At 44.7% G+C, this 18037-nt stretch carries 15 protein-coding genes and 1 riboswitch; of the genes, 10 read left to right on the top strand and 5 right to left on the bottom strand.

What is annotated here, in order from left to right:
* The first annotated feature begins 73 nt into the window (after positions 1-73).
* Positions 74-239, top strand: a riboswitch (FMN riboswitch).
* A 119-nt stretch (positions 240-358) separates the two neighbouring features.
* The 4 genes from OA79_RS05510 (at position 359) to OA79_RS05490 (ending at position 5853) form a co-directional block, all read left to right on the top strand.
* On the top strand, positions 359-1294 hold the full coding sequence (locus tag OA79_RS05510; RefSeq protein WP_063332228.1) for a DMT family transporter: 936 nt from the start codon (positions 359-361) through the stop codon (positions 1292-1294).
* A 206-nt stretch (positions 1295-1500) separates the two neighbouring features.
* Complete coding sequence (locus tag OA79_RS05500) at positions 1501-2703, top strand: MFS transporter (RefSeq protein WP_063332226.1); 1203 nt, start codon at positions 1501-1503, stop codon at positions 2701-2703.
* A gap of 188 nt (positions 2704-2891) precedes the next feature.
* The gene (locus tag OA79_RS05495; RefSeq protein ID WP_063332225.1) at positions 2892-5042 is read left to right on the top strand and encodes an FAD-dependent oxidoreductase; all 2151 of its coding nucleotides are present in this window, start codon (positions 2892-2894) and stop codon (positions 5040-5042) included.
* 4 nt (positions 5043-5046) lie between these two features.
* A complete protein-coding gene (locus OA79_RS05490) occupies positions 5047-5853 on the top strand; it encodes a DUF547 domain-containing protein (RefSeq protein ID WP_063332224.1) in 807 nt (268 codons plus the stop codon).
* Positions 5854-5872: 19 nt separating this feature from the next.
* Here OA79_RS05490 and OA79_RS05485 read toward each other — a convergent pair whose 3' ends face one another.
* Complete coding sequence (locus OA79_RS05485; RefSeq protein ID WP_063332223.1) at positions 5873-6769, bottom strand: LysR family transcriptional regulator; 897 nt, start codon at positions 6767-6769, stop codon at positions 5873-5875.
* A 125-nt stretch (positions 6770-6894) separates the two neighbouring features.
* On the opposite strand from OA79_RS05485, the gene OA79_RS05480 reads away from it, so the two are divergent.
* From OA79_RS05480 to OA79_RS05470, 3 genes are all read left to right on the top strand, one after another.
* A complete protein-coding gene (locus OA79_RS05480) occupies positions 6895-7620 on the top strand; it encodes a sulfite exporter TauE/SafE family protein (RefSeq protein WP_063332222.1) in 726 nt (241 codons plus the stop codon).
* 132 nt (positions 7621-7752) lie between these two features.
* On the top strand, positions 7753-9165 hold the full coding sequence (locus OA79_RS05475; RefSeq protein WP_063332221.1) for a sensor domain-containing diguanylate cyclase: 1413 nt from the start codon (positions 7753-7755) through the stop codon (positions 9163-9165).
* A gap of 222 nt (positions 9166-9387) precedes the next feature.
* On the top strand, positions 9388-10122 hold the full coding sequence (locus OA79_RS05470) for an oligogalacturonate-specific porin KdgM family protein (protein ID WP_063332220.1): 735 nt from the start codon (positions 9388-9390) through the stop codon (positions 10120-10122).
* Positions 10123-10200: 78 nt separating this feature from the next.
* Here OA79_RS05470 and OA79_RS05465 read toward each other — a convergent pair whose 3' ends face one another.
* From OA79_RS05465 to OA79_RS05455, 3 genes are all read right to left on the bottom strand, one after another.
* Positions 10201-10872, bottom strand: a complete 672-nt coding sequence (locus OA79_RS05465; protein ID WP_063332219.1) for a 7-cyano-7-deazaguanine/7-aminomethyl-7-deazaguanine transporter — start codon at positions 10870-10872, stop codon at positions 10201-10203.
* A gap of 241 nt (positions 10873-11113) precedes the next feature.
* A complete protein-coding gene (locus OA79_RS05460) occupies positions 11114-12028 on the bottom strand; it encodes a hypothetical protein (RefSeq protein WP_063332218.1) in 915 nt (304 codons plus the stop codon).
* Positions 12029-12123: 95 nt separating this feature from the next.
* Entirely contained in the window at positions 12124-13197 is a 1074-nt protein-coding gene (locus OA79_RS05455; RefSeq protein WP_063332217.1) for a GGDEF domain-containing protein, read from the bottom strand.
* A gap of 127 nt (positions 13198-13324) precedes the next feature.
* Between OA79_RS05455 and OA79_RS05450 the strand changes: the two genes are divergently transcribed.
* The 3 genes from OA79_RS05450 to OA79_RS05440 all read left to right on the top strand — a co-directional run bounded on the left by OA79_RS05450 (position 13325) and on the right by OA79_RS05440 (position 17580).
* On the top strand, positions 13325-15028 hold the full coding sequence (locus OA79_RS05450) for a GGDEF domain-containing protein (RefSeq protein WP_063332216.1): 1704 nt from the start codon (positions 13325-13327) through the stop codon (positions 15026-15028).
* 167 nt (positions 15029-15195) lie between these two features.
* Entirely contained in the window at positions 15196-16272 is a 1077-nt protein-coding gene (locus OA79_RS05445) for an alkene reductase (RefSeq protein ID WP_063332215.1), read from the top strand.
* A 162-nt stretch (positions 16273-16434) separates the two neighbouring features.
* The gene (locus OA79_RS05440; RefSeq protein ID WP_063332214.1) at positions 16435-17580 is read left to right on the top strand and encodes a methionine aminotransferase; all 1146 of its coding nucleotides are present in this window, start codon (positions 16435-16437) and stop codon (positions 17578-17580) included.
* Between the two features lie 12 nt (positions 17581-17592).
* Here the strand turns inward: OA79_RS05440 and OA79_RS05435 are convergent, their stop codons facing one another.
* Entirely contained in the window at positions 17593-18000 is a 408-nt protein-coding gene (locus OA79_RS05435; RefSeq protein ID WP_063332213.1) for a GFA family protein, read from the bottom strand.
* Positions 18001-18037 lie beyond the last annotated feature (37 nt).

Raw genomic sequence — 18037 nt, 5'->3', positions numbered from 1 at the left:
TCCTTAGTCATAGCGAAGCTATATTGCCTATCTAGAGTGATAAGGTTAAAGTTGGCAGGTAAATTTCATAAACATCGAACTTCGGGGCGGGGCGAAATTCCCCACCGGCGGTGAATTTGAAAGTGATGAGCTTTCAAACAGCCCGCGAGCGCTTGAACGCCATTAATGGGCTTTTAAGGTCAGCAGATCTGGTGTGATTCCAGAGCCGACGGTTACAGTCCGGATGATAGAAGATCGACCAAGGCAGAAGAACCTCCTTAATAGGAGGGTTTTGTGCTGTTGCGTGCTTGCTGGGCGTGCAACTTGGTGTAGTCCGTTTCATCACCCCTGTGCATCTTATTTTTTGGAGAAAGCAAAGATGGCAGGAACATTTTTTATCATGATCGCGTGCTTCACGTGGGCATTGGATACCTTGATTCGTTACCCTTTACTGGGGGCGGGTTATAGCACTCTGCAAATCGTTCTAATCGAACACCTTACGTTGGTTGTCTTTATCGCCCCTATGTTGTGGCGCTACCGTCATGTCTATCGGCATTTGTCGCGGGTAAGCTTATCTTGTTTGTTTTTTATTGGTGGTATTGGCTCTGCCATTGGTACGTTGGCCTTTACTGAAGCCTTTCAATACTTGAACCCAACTGTGGTGATCCTGTTGCAAAAGCTGCAACCTATTGTGGCGATTTTACTGGCATTTTGGTTTCTCAAAGAACGCATTGAAGGGCAATTTGTACAGTGGGCGATGGTCATTTTACTGGGCAGTTTTGTGATGATGTGGCCGGACTTACGCCATTTGGGCGATGCTCAATGGCATTACTCAAATGATAGTTTGAGCATCATCAAGGGTTACGGATTTACCCTCATTGCTGTCGTGGCTTGGGGCGCCGCAACCGTATGTGGTAAGTATTTATCCCATCAAAATGTGCCAGCGAATGCCATCATGTCAGGGCGTTTTGTGGCCGGTTTATTGGTGTTGGCTCCCTTGGCGTTAGTGCAAACAGAGACCTTGGTGAGTATGCAAATCTCAGATTTAGGCCTGGCGATTCTAATGGCCTTGTTAAGCGGCTTTATCGGCATGTGGTTCTATTACCAAGGCCTAAAAACTGTCCCTGCACAACTGGCCACCTTAGCCGAGCTGTCTTTTCCTGTGTTTGCCGCGGCCATTAATTGGCTCTTTTTGGATATGAGTTTAACGGCTTATCAAATCATCGGTGGCTTGATGCTGATTCTAGGCAACATTGGCTTACGTATGAAAGAATTGCGTAAGACGGAATTAAACGCGGTTTCCCAAAGAGTCTAAGTGACGTAGCCAAGTGTGGACGATAATTTACTCATTCCTGTGATGAGTAAGTCATCGTCCCATAACTCACCTTTCCTTATTTTTTGCAATAATGAGCCAGCCTCATCTGTCTTTTCTTTTTGGCTTTGAACTAAAATAGCGCAGTGAAATTTGCCCAAAGGGTCAATTATTTTCAATTTGCCCAGATCCAGTTTATAGGAACCCGAATGTCAGAGATTCAATCCCCCGTTGCCGTATCGAAAACTCAGTGGTTAGAGGTCACTTTGTTGTGGGTGGCTGGGGTATCGGCAGCGATGCAGTTTGCCAAGTTTTCCGTATCCTTTGATGCCTTGTTGGCACACTATCAACAAGGTGCAACCTTAACCGGGATGTCGCTTTCTGTGGTGGGTATTGCTGGACTGATTTTTGGTGTATCGGCTGGCATGATCGCCAGTCGCTTTGGCTATTTGAGAGTATTAGTCGGGGCGCTTTTATTGGGCGGGGTTTTATCCTTTGTCCAATCGACGTTGCCGCCTTTCAATGTGTTATTGGTGACCCGCTTGCTCGAAGGCTTTTCTCAGTTGGGGGTTGTGGTCGCCGCGCCCACTTTAATTGCGAAATTAAGCGCTCCTAAACATAAGTCTTTAACGATGGGGATTTGGGGCACCTTTTTTGGGGTGGCATTTGCCGTGTGTGGTGGCCTAGGTAAGAACATTTTAGATACTCATGGACTGAGTGCCGTGTTCTTAAATCACGGATTTTTGATCACTGGCATGGGCTTGATTTTATTATTGATTTTGAAAAACAATCCCGTATTGGTTCTGCCACCTGTGGCACTGAATCAAGGCAGTGTATTGGCACAAATGTTACGCATTTATCAGAATCCAAGAGCCCTGTTACCAAGCTTGGTCTTTTTGTTTTATACCTGCACTCTAGTGTCCATTTTAACTTATGTACCAAGTCTCATTGAAGACAAAACCTTGCATAAAAGCATGTTGGTGATTCTTCCTTTGTTAAGCACGGGGGGCACCTTTCTCGCTGGGGCCATTGCTCAGTATTTAATGCGACCACAACGCGTGGCTTTCCTCGCTTACCTTGGTGTGGCAGTGGCTGGCATTAGCTTGTTGGCTGTCGCTCATACGCCCTGGTTGTTTGCGATTTTGCTTGGGGCAATGGTGTTGTGTCTAGGTATGATTCCTGGCGCGTCACTGGCGATGATTCCAACATTGGCGCGTAACCCAGCCGAGCAAGCTCAAGGCTATGGACTGTTAGCCCAGTTTGGTAATCTAGGGGCGACCATTGGACCGCCAAGTTATGCGGCCTTAATGACGTTATTTGGTTTATCCGGCATTGTCGGCTTGGTGCTTTTGGTTTGCGTCTTTGGGGTATTGTTTAGTCTGTTAGCCAATCGAATCAACGCCAGCGTCTAATCTTTCTCTATTAAGAGAGCCTTACTGCCATGACAAAGATCGCCTGTCTTTGTCATGGTGTATCAAGCGTTCATTTCCTTTTCTCATTGTTTTTCTATTATTCTGTAAGAATGGTCAGCCTTAGTCAGTCTAATCTGTTAATAATAGAATCAAATTAACGACCTTAATCGGGTGTTGTGGGGTTATGAATGAAAAAAATAGGTTTATTGGTGCTCATTGCCTTATTGGCTGCAGGCTTCTTTTATTTTGATTTGCACCAGTTGTTAACACTGTCTGGCTTAAAATCAGGTTTGGTACAGTTTGAAGAATGGCGCAGTGCCAGCCCGATTCTAGTGGGCGGCGTTTTTCTATTGATGTATGTGTTAGTGACAGCGCTTTCTTTGCCTGGAGCGGCCATCATGACGTTGGCGGCTGGAGCATTATTTGGCTTAGGTTGGGGATTGTTGATCGTGTCTTTTGCCAGTTCCATTGGCGCCACACTGGCTTTCTTAGTGTCCCGATACTTGTTGCAGGATATGGTGCAATCCAAGTTTGGTGATCGTCTTGCGGCCATTAATCAAGGTATTGAAAAAGAAGGTGCGTTTTACCTTTTCACCTTACGTTTGGTTCCCGTTTTCCCTTTCTTCTTAATTAATTTATTAATGGGTTTAACACGTATCCGTGCGCTGACCTTTTATTGGGTGAGTCAGTTAGGCATGTTAGCGGGGACTCTTGTGTATGTGAACGCCGGTACGCAATTGGGTCAAATTGACAGTTTGTCCGGTATTTTATCGCCTTCATTGCTGTTGTCATTTGTTCTGCTGGGTGTGTTTCCTTTGGTCGCCAAAAAAAGTTTGAGCTGGCTAAAAGGACGACGAGTGTATGCGGGCTACTCTAAACCAAAGACGTTTGATCGTAATATGATTGTTATTGGTGCAGGTGCTGGTGGATTGGTAAGTGCTTACATTGCTGCCGCAGTGAAGGCGAAGGTGACGCTGGTTGAAGCCCACAAAATGGGGGGCGATTGCTTAAATTATGGTTGCATTCCGAGTAAGGCATTGATCAAAAGCGCGAAAGTGGCCAATCAGATTCGCCATGCGGAGCATTATGGTTTGCAGAGCAGTGAACCACGTTTTTCGTTTAAACAAGTGATGGCGCGAGTTCAAGATGTGGTGCGCCAAGTAGAGCCTCATGACAGTGTGGAACGTTACACTGAGTTAGGGGTGGATGTGGTTCAAGGTTATGCCAAGTTAATTGATCCTTGGACAGTGGAAATCCAGTTAAATGAGGGTGGTACGCAACGCATGACCGCTCGCAGCATTGTGTTAGCAACGGGGGCACGTCCATTTGTCCCTAAATTAGAAGGCCTTGAAGAGGTTGGGTATTTAACCAGTGATACCTTGTGGGAAGCGTTATCTAAGCGCGATACACCGCCTAAGCGATTGGTGATTCTTGGTGGCGGCCCAATTGGTTGTGAGTTGGCGCAAAGTTTTGCCAGACTCGGGTCTGAAGTGATTCAAATTGAGCGTTCTCAACGTTTAATGGCGCGAGAAGATGAAGAGGTCTCTGATCTAGCGGAAGCTTCTCTACGCCAAGATGGCGTGTCGGTTCTGACGTCTCACACGGCGTTGCGTTGTCAGCGTGATGGCGACGTGAAGCGCATTGTGGTGGAGCATGAAGGGGAAGAGCGTGCTATCGAATTTGACGAGCTGATTTGTGCGGTGGGTCGTGAAGCCAGATTAGAAGGTTATGGTTTAGAAAATCTGGGCATCGAAACCAAAGGCACTATTGTCACCAACGATTATTTAGAAACGCTGTACCCAAATATATATGCCGCTGGTGACGTGGCGGGGCCATATCAATTTACCCATGTGGCGGCGCATCAAGCTTGGTATGCCGCAGTTAATGCCTTGTTTGGTTCGTTAAAACGCTTTCGAGTGGATTATCGAGTCATACCTTGGACGACGTTCATCGACCCAGAAGTGGCGCGTGTTGGCCTAAGTGAGCAGGAAGCGAAAGCCAAAGGTGTGGCCTACGAAGTGGTGCGTTATGGTCTGGATGATTTAGATCGAGCCATTGCAGATGGGGCGCGAACGGGTTTTGTGAAGGTGTTGACCGTGCCTGGTAAAGACAAAATCTTAGGTGTCACCATTGTGGGTGAACACGCTGGGGATTTGTTGGCCGAATTTGTTTTAGCCATGAAGCATGGTCTTGGGTTGAATAAAATTCTAGGCACAATTCACACTTACCCTACTTGGGCGGAAGCCAATAAATATGCCGCTGGCGAATGGAAGCGTGCACATGCCCCAGCCAAAATATTGAACTGGCTTGAGAAATACCACAGTTGGCGTCGAGGCTAAGCTTATGAAAACGTGGTTATTGGTGACGTCTATTCTGTTTGGTTTATTGACTCAGACGCTGAGTGCAGCAGAGGATGGTTTTGATCATACTGAATGGGATCAATTACTCAAACAACATGTGACGGTGTTACAGGGTGGACAAGCGACGCAGGTAGATTATCACGGTTTTGCTGAGGACCAAGCGAGTCTTAGTGCTTACTTGGATCGTTTGTCTGATGTGTCCCGTTCGCGCTTTGACGCTTGGTCAAACGCGGAGCAGTTAGCGTTTTTGATTAATGCGTATAATGCTTGGACGGTTGCCTTAATCCTTACGGAATGGCCGGATCTTGAGTCGATTAAAGATCTTGGCAGCCTTTTCCGTTCGCCTTGGTCAAAAGACATTGCGCCACTCTTTGGTAACACTGTTTCTTTGGATGATATTGAGCATAAGATGATTCGTGGCTCGGATCGTTACCAAGATCCACGCATTCATTTTGCCGTTAATTGCGCCAGCATTGGTTGTCCGGCACTACGGGCTGAAGCCTATCAGGGCCAAACGTTAGAAGCTCAACTCAATGAACAAACACGCCTGTTTTTATCCGATGTCAGTCGTAATCGACTAGAAGACGGTGAGCTGAAACTCTCGTCAATCTTCAAATGGTATAAACAAGACTTTGAGAAAGGCTGGTCAGGTTATGCTTCTTTGGCGTCGTTTTTGCTGGATTATGTCGCAGAATTGTCATTGGACGCACAAGCGATTCAAGCGTTAAACAATGGCGATCTGGATATGGTTTATCTAGATTATGATTGGGGCTTGAATGTCACACCTTGATAGTCGGATCTTTTAGGTCTTATCGAGACGTAAAAGATCGCATCATTTCCCAGAATAAATTCACTTGGTAACTGTGGGTTTGTTGTCGTAGTCGTACCATGTAAATCGGCACATGATTGCGCGACATAAAATTGTCGACTTCAATAGGCATTAGCTGTTGGTTTTCTAATTCGGCAAGGATCATGTGTTTTGGCATTCTTGCCCACCCCATACTATTGAGTAGCAGGCTTTTTTTCACCTGAAAATCGTTCACGTACCAACGTTTCCCTGTGGTTAATACGTGCCGGTGTCCATGGCTGGAGCCATCGCTGGCAGTATTGACGACGAGGATCTGTGGAATGGACTGCAGAGACGTTTGTTTTACCTTGTTGGCAGTGAGATTGAGTTGTTCTAGCAAGTTTGCGCTCATCACTGTAATCATTTCCATCTTATAAAGCTCTAGTAACGAGTGACGGTCATCTAAGCCATACCTTGGGCCAATCGTGACATCGCATTTGCCTTTGGCAAGTTTGTCTTGCAAGCCATATAAATGGTCGGTTGTGATGTTTATGTCGACGTCAGGGTATTGTTGCTGAAAGGCTTGAATGCGTTCTATGCAGTTTTGGTCTAGGCTCATTTGACTTAGGCAAAGGTGCAAGGGTGGTGTCTCGACACCTTTTGCCAAATCGTGCCCCAAGGATTCCAGTTGAGTCACCTGTGACATGAGCTTTTTGCATTGTCTGAAAAAAGCATGCCCCTCCGGTGTTAAGCCTGGACGATAACTGTTGCGATCAAACAAGGTAATCTCATATTGGTTTTCTAGAGCCTTAATGGCTGCGCTAACACTCGGCTGAGTTTTGTGGATGGCGTCGGCGGCAGAACGAAAACTGCCGGTTTCCACCACCGCAATAAAGGCTTTAATTTGATCGATTTTCATAGTGTCACCAAGATGATCAGTTTTTCATATCATTTTAATAGTAAAACGAAATTATTTATTTTTCATTGATTGTCTTATCATAACCTCATTAAAGACAGATTAGATCAGATGTGTAGGAGGTTTATATGGACACATCCATAGCGGTATTATTCCTCGCCGGATTAATTACCGGCTTTTCAAAATTTTCGGTTGGTGGGATGGGGCTTTTAGTGCTGCCGATTGTCATGATTGCCTTCCCAGGTCCAGAAGCGTTAGGGGTATTGTTACCTTTGTACATCATTACGGATCTGATGGCGGTATCGAGTTATAAAAGTAAGATCGCGTGGTCAGTGTTGGCGCGATTTTTACCCTTGGCGTTTATTGGTGTCATCATCGCCAGTCATTTTTTAGCCAATATTAATGCGGATCAGTTCATTGGTTTTCTAGGTTTCACTATTATTGCAATGATTGCCTTAGGCTTGTATTTGGATGTGCGACCCGCATCTTTTATGCGTCGTCCATGGGCTGCTTATTCAATGGGGTTCTTTGGCGGAGTGGTGAGTATGATCGCGAATGCAGCGGGACCATTGTTTAGCTTATTCTTATTAGAGCAAAAACTCGATAAAAGTACTTATGTGAGCACACGAGCTTGGGCCTTCTTCATTATCAATTTATTGAAATTGCCTCTCTACATAGGGTTGGGTTTGCTTACTGTCAACAGTGCAGAAACCAGTTTGTATGCCATCCCTGGTTTGTTAGTTGGGTCCTTCATTGGTTATCACTTTCTCAAAAAGGTGCAGCCCACTCAGTTCAAATGGTTAATTCGAATCATGTCTACTGTCGCGGCGTTTAAGTTGTTTCTCTTTACCTAGTTTTTTGGTTTAGTACAAAAAACATACAAAAAAGCCCTCTTCTTAGCTTGTATTGAAAAGGGGGTTGCGTATTACTTGTAGACATCGTGACCCTTAGATTTAGGTCACACGAGTGTACACATGGTATTAGTTATGACGCACCCTGAAAATGAACTATTTCGTCTGGAAACTTTGGTCGATTCCTCACCCATTCCTGCTTTTTGGTCCAGTATCGATAGTGGCTCGATTGAATACATTAACTCTGCTTTTTACAGCTTATTTGGCTTTGTTTTAGCCGACCTTTCTGATGTTCGCTCTTGGTATCATCTTGCTTCACGCCAGCCAGATTTTTATTCACAGATGATAGAGCCTTGGTTGGGTGAAACCGACTTGCCTCATTCCATTCGAGACATCCAAATAAAGTTGTTTGATAAGCAGGGGAATATCTGCGATGTCAATTTGTGTTTTTCCATTGTTGGTCATAAGCGACTCTGGTACTTCAATGATGTCACCAATTATTGTGTTGCTGAACAGCGCCTGAGCGCTCGCAGTAACATGTTAGAAAGGGTGGCCAAAAGTTCGGCTTTGGTTGATACCTTGCATATGTTGGTAAAACAAATTCAATATGAAACTCCGCAGGCCATTTGCAGCGTTTTATTATTTGATCCTCAAACGCAGTGCTTAACCATGGGGGCGGCACCGAACCTCCCTGAAGCCTATAACCAAGCGATAGATGGGGTGAAGATTGGTTTAAACGTTGGTTCTTGTGGAACGGCGGCGTTTTTGCGCCAACGGGTGATTGTGGAAGATGTATTTTGTCACCCATATTGGGCCAATTTTCATGACTTAGCGACGTTAGCGGGGATTTCCGCTTGTTGGTCAGATCCCATTATTTCTTCAAAAGGGGCTTTGTTGGGGACCTTTGCTATCTATAAGGCCAAGCCGTCAGTACCCTCAATCAAAGAGTTGGAGCTCATTAATTTCGCCAGTAACTTGGCGAGCATCGCTATTGAAAGCTTTAGAGCACAAGAAGAGCTTGAACGACGAGCGTATTATGATCATCTGACTGGGTTGGTCAATCGTGGCTATTTCTTCGAGTTATGTGAGCAAGCTTTGAGTCTTGCACTTACCTCCTCCTCGCCGATCGCCATGATTATGTTGGATGTGGATCACTTTAAACAAGTGAATGACTTCTATGGGCATAAAAGCGGTGATTTAGTACTGCAGGCTCTAGCAGAGAGTGGTCGTAGCGTGTTGGCCGAAGAGGAAGTGCTTGCACGCATTGGCGGTGAAGAATTTATTGTATTATTACCCGGCTCGACACAAGCAGAAGCGACGAAAACAGCCGAGCGTTTAAGGATGAAAATGGAGAACTGCATGGTGCTCAGTGGCGATAATCAAAAGATTTATTTCACTGTGTCTATTGGTGTCGCTTATAAAGTAACGGGGCAATGTTCGGTTGACGAAATGTTAAGTTGTGCAGACAAAGCGCTCTATCAATCTAAGGCAGCGGGTCGAAATTGTGTCTCAGTACTCGCGTGCCAAAGTCAGGAAATGTTGTTTTAACCACTCAAATGAATCAGATTTAACCTCCCTTCTTGTTATTTTTCTCATGCTTTAATTCATTGATATAGCTAATTAATTTTTAAGGCTGGTGAATTTTCATCGGCCTTTTTACGTCTGTTGGTTACTCGCCTGATCATTTTTTATTCAAAAAATGCTTTCGATTTTATTATCTTGAGTATATATTAAAATATCTGTTCAATAATAATAAAAAGGTGTTTCTTTATGGGTGTTAAGATTATATCTGCCGCTGTTTTGTCAGGATTGGTGTGTGTATCAGCGCATGCGACAAGCATTAATATGCGGCACGAAATTGTGCCGGAGTATGATGATCAGGCGGCCAGTCATTCGGATCGTATTGAAGTCAGCCATCGTTTTTCTAATGGCATCGGCTTTGGTGTTGAAGCGAAGTGGAAGAGCAATAACGAACAAGCTTTTGGAGAGTTATCAGGTAACGGGCAGCAGAGTAACATCAGCTATCGTATTAAGTTGTCTGATGCGGTGACTTTCACTCCTCAATATAAATGGGAATCTGGCTCGAATAAATTAAGCCATCAGTTTAATTTTAGTTTTGGTTACAAGGTAAGCAGTGATTGGTCCGTTGGTTTTAGACATCGCTATAATTACGAAACCAAAGTCGACGATGATAATTCTCATTATAACCGTTGGACTTTTTCGGCTGGTTATAAAGGCATTGAGAATTGGTCACTCAGTTCTTCCGTAGACTATACCTTTAACCCAGAAGCCTCTGGACCACGTTGGCAAGATAAGTCATCTTGGTTTTCCGATGTGAATTTTAAAGGAGAATATAAGGGTCTCAAAAATGGCTGGAATCCGTTTGTGGAAGTTGGCTTGAAACCTTATAAGTCTGGCGAAACTTATCGTTTTAATGGTGAAGAGGTCAGTGCAAATGACAAGTGGCGTCCTCGCTACCGTTTAGGTGTTAAATACAGCTATTAATCCCCTTTTATAGCAATATTTAACGTGACATCTCCTTTATAAAAAAGGCCTATTTCGATGAAATAGGCCTTTTCTTTATCATCTCGCAGGGTTTGCCAAGCTAAAATTTGGTTGAATCTGTGTTAATTTCTTGGCTAAGAAGTTAAGCAGCACGCCGTACATTGGCACGAATAAACCTAAGCTAATGATCAACTTAAAAGTAAAGTCTACCATAGCGATTTCAGGCCAATGGGTGGCCATGAAATCATCTGGACTGCGATAGAAAGCGATGCCAAAAAAAGCCAACGTATCCAGTCCGTTTCCGACCAAGGTTGAAGCCATTGGTGCAACCCACCATTGTTTCAATTGGCGCAGTCGATTAAAAACCTGAATGTCTAACGCCTGACCAAGTAAATAAGCCATCAAGCTAGCAAAGGCAATGCGCGCCACGAAAGTGTCGAAGTTTAATAAAGCGGCGAAGCCTTGGAATGCGCCTTGGGCAAAGAGAACAGACAGCACGTAGGAAATGATCAGCGAGGGAATCATGACCGTAAAAATGATGCGACGGGCAAGCTGAGCACCAAAAATCCTAACGGTTAAATCGGTAGCCACAAAGATTAAAGGGAAGGTAAATGCGCCCCAAGTGGTATGGAAGCCAAATAGGGTAAACGGAATCTGTACTAGATAGTTGCTTGATGCAATGACCAGTAAATGGAACATGGCGAGGTAGCCTAGGGCTTTGCCCTGCTGCTCGGGGGTAAATGTGCTCATATTGTACCTTTTTCGTTTTATTGGGGTGAGGGAACCCAAATCGGTTAAGAATGAATTGACTTAATGGTCAATACGAATTGACCCAGCGGTCAAATACGAGGCGCGATTATAGCGAAGTGTCGCCAGAGTGCAATGTTTTGTTTAAAAAACGCACAGCTAAAATGTAGTGAAGACAGAAATAACCACTTTGTCGTACGGCGTTGCATTACAAAGTGGTTTGCTCAGCCATCCATTGAGGGATTTAGGTAGATGGATTACGACGTTGGTATTCGTTTTGGATGAGTTGCTCAACCATTTCATTGATTTTTAACTCATTCTCTTCCGCCAGTGCATTCAGCTTTTGCTTAGTGTTTTGTGTCATACTGATGCTGTATGGCTTTTTACCATTCGATTTTTCGCGAAATTTCTTTTGGCTCCAGGCCTTTTTCATCTTATCAATCAGTAAGGCTTTGCGGTCTAGATTGTTCGACAAATCAATGGTTGCAATCACAATATCTCGTTTCTCACTGTCTTTATGGCTGGTCCAAGCAAGCGGAAGCGGACGGGTTTTAACATTCTGAAGATAAGAATACGCCCATTGCCATTGACTAACGTTGTTGTCTTCAAGCCAAGACGTGACAGAAGTGTCTTCTTCAATTTCAAACCACATGCTTTTTAGGGAATCGAGCAGATCCTGTTGCTGCTTTGCATCCAGTTCACCATGATAAAACGCATTTAAAATGTCTGTGTGACGGTCGGCATTACTGTCTTTTTCGATTAAGAAGGGCTGACTTGAAAGGCGTTTAAGTGAACGATGGATGATACCTTGATCATCGTGTTCTTGATCTTTGTTTAAGGTGTGCTTTTTTAAATAACACCAAAGCCAATGGCATAAGCGGCTATCGAGTTTGTCTATCCAGCGAAAATAACTGTGCGGCAGTTGAGTCGCCGCAAAGGCTGTCGTCATTTGCGTAGCAAAGTTCTTAGGGGCTTTCTTTTTACGGATCAGTAAATCTAGCTCAGCATTGATGTTTTTAATCCGTTCTTCTACCGTTCTTCCTTGTAGGTTTTTGGCGGTAGTACTGCGAATTTGTTGAACCAAATAGTCGGTGTAGAAGGTGCATTCACGGTCTGAGTTGGCTTCTAAGATTTCAACATCAACATTACTTCTGAACATCGTTATTCCTTTCGCCTTATGATCGGTTTCCATGTTTTTCTACATGGTAGCATCGATCGTAAATTTTATGTAACTAAATGCGTGATAGCAAATAATTAGATACTGCAGCGTACGCTATCACGGCCAGATTGTTTGGCTTCGTGCAGATTACTGTCCGCAATATTGAATACTTCTTGTCGTGTTTTGGCTAGGTTTGAGAAGCCAATGCCAATGCTAACCGTTATGCCAGATACATCATCTAACGATAACTGGCTAATCCTGAGCCGTAATTGTTCCGCTAATTCTAACACTTCCTGAGGGTTACGGTTCAATGTTAAGACCACAAACTCTTCACCACCCCAGCGTCCAATGACGTCTTCTGGACGGATCGTTCGGTTTAATTTAGCGGCGACTTTGGCTAAGACTTTATCGCCCATAGTATGGCCAAATTGATCGTTTACTTGTTTAAAATAATCAATGTCGATGATCATCAGAGCATAGCGTTGAGAGTCTTTTTCAATCTGATCAATACCTAATTCCTCAAAGACTTTTTCTATTCCCCTGCGGTTCAAAATGCCTGTTAGTAAGTCCACATAAGCATAATTTTCTAGTAGGTTAATACGCGAATTAGCCTGCACTGCTTTTACTCTTAATCGTACGACTGTCCACAGCAAAACAATATAAACAATATGGGCAACCGCGATATTCAATACCACCCCCATAGTGTCTTCCAATCCATGATTTTGAATGAGTACCACATAATGACCAATAAGGGTGGCGGCCAAGACGACGATGGTGGTGGAGGCGGCACGTTTTACTTCTAAGAATAAATAAGCAATGACGTAATTGAGGCCTAGCCATTGTGCCGCGTTGGAAAACAAGGCATTACTGCCGATGTGATGCCAAATGCTGGTGCTGATTAGGTAGCCTGCCACGATAAGGTAGGTGAGCAAGTGGAGATTGTTTTGATGTGCATGAGAAGCGTAGCGGCTCGCCACATAAAGGACCGCGAAAGCGCCAATACAAATTGGATAGGCCGTCGCATCATATTGAGAGATAATGCCGCTGCTTTCATCAATTAACCAAATCAGCATAAAGCTTATACAAGCCAATAACAGCAAGCGACGAAAAACCTTCGGCTCCATAATAGGCGGGTGTCGTACTGGTGGTTGTTTGTTGCTATGGCTCATTGAATCATTTTGCTCATATGGTTGTTCAGATTACATAAAATAATATTTTATCGGTCTTTTTGGCATTGTGTATCTGTTTTCATACGGTTTAAGGTTAAACCCTCTGCTCACAGCATACTGAGACCTTATGACGATTAAAGCCCGATTGCTCATTGCCGCTTTATTGGTATTTATCCCCGTTGGGCTTTTGGCTTGGACTTCCATGAGAGTAGTCGTGGAAAACATGGTTGTCAGCTGGATAGAGCGTTATGCCGAAAAGCAGCTACGATTTGATAAAGTAAGAACCTTACTGCCTCTCATTCAAGAGGTAAAGCTCTCTCAAGATTTTGCGCAGTTGGCAGCGCTAAAAGAGTGGGCTAAGAATCCTGATGATGTCTTGTTAAAACAACAAGCATTTCAAGCAACAGAACAATTCCGTCCCTATTTTTCAGACCGCTCCTATTTTATCGCGTTAACTCAAAATGATCATTATTACTACAGTGATGAGCAAGTTAGCCGCAAAGGTGAAGTGGTGACCAAACACAATTTTTATCGATACACTTTAGACCCAAATAAAGCCTCCGATGCCTGGTTTTACAGTCTCATTGAAAAGCAGCTTGATATGCATTTGAATGTGAATCCAGATGAAGAGTTGGGGGTCATCAAACTTTGGAGTGATATTTTGATTCGCGATGGCGAGCAAATACTCGGGGTGGTCGGTACGGGACTGAACTTAACGGATTTTTTGAATCAAATGGTTGAAAAACAAGACATATATTCAGCCATTGTGTTTACCAATTATAAAGGGGCAATCCAGTTATATCAGCAGGCATCATTGATTGATTACGCCTCCATTACAAAGCAAACCTTAGATAAAAAACTCGTCTTTCACTTATTGGATGATGACGATTCTCAACAGATCTTAAAGCGTCACTATGCGGTCGCCAAACAAGATCCGAATCAAGTGCACATGGCATTTATTCATCGCAATGGTGTGCGCCAACTTGCCAGCGTGATTTATATACCTGAGATTGATTGGTATCAGGTTAATTTTATCGACATCGAGCGTTTTCTACCGATTGAAGCGTTTCTCAATATCTTAATCATTTCTTTGATAAGTTTGGCCGGTTCATTGGCGTTGTTTTATCTATTGATCTCCTTTGTGGTCACTCGTCCGCTCAAAGAGCTGGATGATTCGATCCAAACGTTGGCTCAACAGCATCAAGTTAAGCTCACGTTAGGGCGTTTTGCTGGTGCGGAAATAAAGCGTTTAGTACGGCACTATCAAAAAATGTCTCAAGCCTTACTTGATCAACACAATAAATTAGAGCAAAAAGTGGCCATTCGAACCGCTGAACTAGAGCGTCTGTCATCGTGTGATGCATTAACCGGTTTGCTCAACCGGCGTGGTTTTAATGAGCAAATGAATCTCTATATGGCGGAATGGGAAGCTCATAACGAACCTTTCGGTCTGATCAATCTTGATGTAAACCAATTTAAATCCATCAATGATCGATTTGGCCATTTGTCGGGTGACGTGGTGTTGCAAGAGATTGCCAACTACCTCACCTCGTTCGTTGGCAACATGGGCATAGTGGGGCGCTGGGGCGGTGATGAGTTTTTGATATTAGCAAAAGTGGCCGATGGAAGTTTAGAGCGAATTTGGCGCAATTTACAAACCTCTGAAACGCCTCTCTCGGTTGTACTTGAGGGGCTGTTGGAGGAAATTCAATTTAGTTTTGGTCAGAGTACGATTCAAGCTGGGGAGTCGCTGGAGAAATTGCTCCTTCGGGCAGATAAAGCCATGTATGAAATGAAATTTCCAACCCAGAGCATCAAGTCTCCAAGGTGATGTCATTTGATCCCCAAACCCATCGATAAGGTGTCAGTCGATCACCCCCGTTTTAATCGTCGTCATCCACATTAATTCAGTAAATAGCGTGCAAGCGATTGAAATCCACTCAGCTAGCCACACTAACTAGCTATCTTTGATATCAAACTTATTTTTTGGAGATCAACATGAGTACAGAGAATTCTCTCTTTACCCCAGTTAAGCTGGGTGATTTAGAACTACCAAACCGTTTTGCCATGGCCCCACTTACTCGTTGTCGTGCGCCAGAGCATCAGCCGAATGAATTGATGGCGGAATACTATTCACAGCGTGCTGCAACAGGCTTAGTGATTACAGAATGCACGATGGTCAGTGAAGGTACCTCGGCGTTCGGTAACGATCCTGGTGTTTATTCGGCTAAACAAGTTCAAGGCTGGAAACTGACAACAGAAGCGGTTCATAAAGCCGATGGCCGTATCTTTATGCAGATCTGGCATGCTGGTCGTGCTGCTCACCCGCTATTGAATGGTGGTAAAGAAGCGGTTGCCCCAAGTGCCATTGCGATTGAAGGCGACACACACACACCTGAAGGTAAAAAAGCCTACACTGTGCCAAGAGAGCTAACCAAAGCGGACATCGCGGACATTGTGCAGGAGTTTAAGCAGGCGGCGATCAATGCCAAAGAAGCCGGTTTCGATGGTGTGGAAGTGCATGCTGCGAATGGCTATTTGATTGATCAATTCTTAAGAGACAGTGCCAACCAGCGTGATGATGAATACGGTGGTTCATTCGAAAATCGTGCCCGTTTCTTGATGGAAGTGTTGGATGCGGTAACGGACGTTATGGGCAGCGGTCGCGTAGGGGTTCGTTTATCACCTTTGAACAGCTTCCAAAGCATGAAAGACAGTGACCCTGTTGGTTTGGTGACCTACCTTGCTAAAGCGTTGAATCGTTACAATTTGGCTTACTTACACTTGATGCGTGCGGATTTCTTTGGCCTACAGCAAGCGGATGTTGTGCCTGCTGTGCGTGAGGTGTACGAAGGTCACTTGATGGTGAACATGGGCTACACGCCAGAAGAAGCAACACAAGTCATTGCTGACAAGCAGGCGGACAGTGTGGCCTTTGGTACGGGCATTTTAGCGAATCCAGATTTCGTCACTCGTGTTAAGCAAGGTGCAGACTTGAATCAGCCTAATCCTGATACTTTCTACACGCCAGGGGCGGAAGGTTATACGGATTACCCGAGCTTACAAGCTAGCTAATCCAGTAAGCGAAATACTTTAATAGGGAAAGCCAAGGCCAAGTGTCTTGGCTTTTTTTTGCCTCAACTTAGGCATTGATACGATCTTTTGAAAGAAAGGTTGACCCAGCTTGTGGTGGTCTTTTAACGTATTGCGTATCACTAGATTTTTAAGGCTGTAACCGTGACTTTGACTTCCAAATTACCGCAAGTTGGCACCACCATTTTTACGCAAATGTCGTCTCTTGCGGCGCAACATGGCGCGATTAACTTGTCACAAGGGTTTCCTGACTTCCCTGCAGATCAAGCGTTATTAGAACGGGCTTCTCAGGCTATTTTGCATGGCAACAATCAGTACGCACCCATGACGGGTTTACCTGTGTTGCGCCAAGCCATTCAAGACCTGATTGCTCGTTATTATGATCGTCAGGTCAATGCCGACAGCGAAATCACCGTCACCAGTGGTGCATCGGAAGCCATTTTTGATGGTATTACAGCCTTAGTGAATGCGGGCGATGAAGTGATTTTGTTTGACCCTGCTTATGACCTCTATGAGCCGGCTATTGCTTTGGCTGGTGGTGTGTGTAAACGTGTGGTATTGAGCGCGCCAGACTTTCGACCGGACTGGTCTGAGTTTGCTTCATTGCTCACAGATAAAACCCGTTTGGTATTAATTAATACGCCACACAACCCCACTGGAACCTGCTGGCAAGATGAAGACTTAGAACAACTTTGGCAGGCAATTCAGCACAGGGATATGTTTGTCTTGTCCGATGAAGTGTACGAATTTATTCACTATCAAGCTCAAAGTGTCAGTGTGCATCGTCATGCTTCATTGGCACAGCGTAGTATGGTGGTATCTTCTTTTGGTAAAAGTTTCCATCTTACCGGCTGGAAAGTGGGTTACGTAGTGGCACCCGAAACCATTACCCGTGAACTGAGAAAGCTTCACCAGTACATCACTTTCAGTACCGCCACACCATTACAGCAAGCGATTGGCGAGCATTTGCTGAGTACTCCAACGGCCAGTTCTGAGCTATCGCCCTTTTATCAAGCGAAGCGTGATGTTTTACGTGCTGCCCTAGCTTCCAGTCGTTTTCGCCTTCTACCCTGCCAAGGCACGTATTTCCAATTATTGGATTACAGCGACATTAGCGAATTAGACGATGTGGCGTTTTGCCAATACTTGGTGAAAGAAGTGGGCGTCGCGGCTATTCCTGTCAGTGTGTTCTATCAGAATCCACCAACAGGACAACGACTCATTCGCTTATGCTTTGCCAAAGACGACGCCACGTTGCTTGCTGCAGCGCAGAAATTGGCACGGCTTTAAAGAACCACTGCGTTAGCTTGGCATGGCGTCAAAACAAGGCGCTTGATTAAGATCCTCATCCCAGTTGCCCTTGCTTCCCATGAAGATATTCGCTTGTGCTTTCATGTCGAGATCCGAGTCCAAGCTGCCTGCAGGCACCACGACCAAACCACGTGCTTTTGCATCAATTGGCACATTGGAGCCACAGACTTGGCAAAAAGCGCGCGCGAAGTGGCTGTCTAGGTGGCGATAAAAGCTGATTTTGTCTGCGCCGCTCAACCAGGTCAGTTCGGCTCCTGGTGCGAACAGATTAGCACAGTGCGATGTGCCTGAAGTTTTGCGGCAACGACTGCAATGACACAAGAAAAACTTTTTAAATTCCCCTGTGAGCTCGTAACGCACCTGTCCACACAAACAAGAACCGGTATGGTGTTGTGACATTTTTGCCTCCGTTTTTATTAGGACTCTGTCAGACTTT

Origin of the sequence: Marinomonas sp. TW1, from assembly GCF_001625355.1 — a bacterium.
Lineage (GTDB): Bacteria > Pseudomonadota > Gammaproteobacteria > Pseudomonadales > Marinomonadaceae > Marinomonas.
The sequence above is the reverse complement of the archived record's forward strand: the minus strand, read 5'-3'. Positions and strand labels throughout refer to the sequence as shown.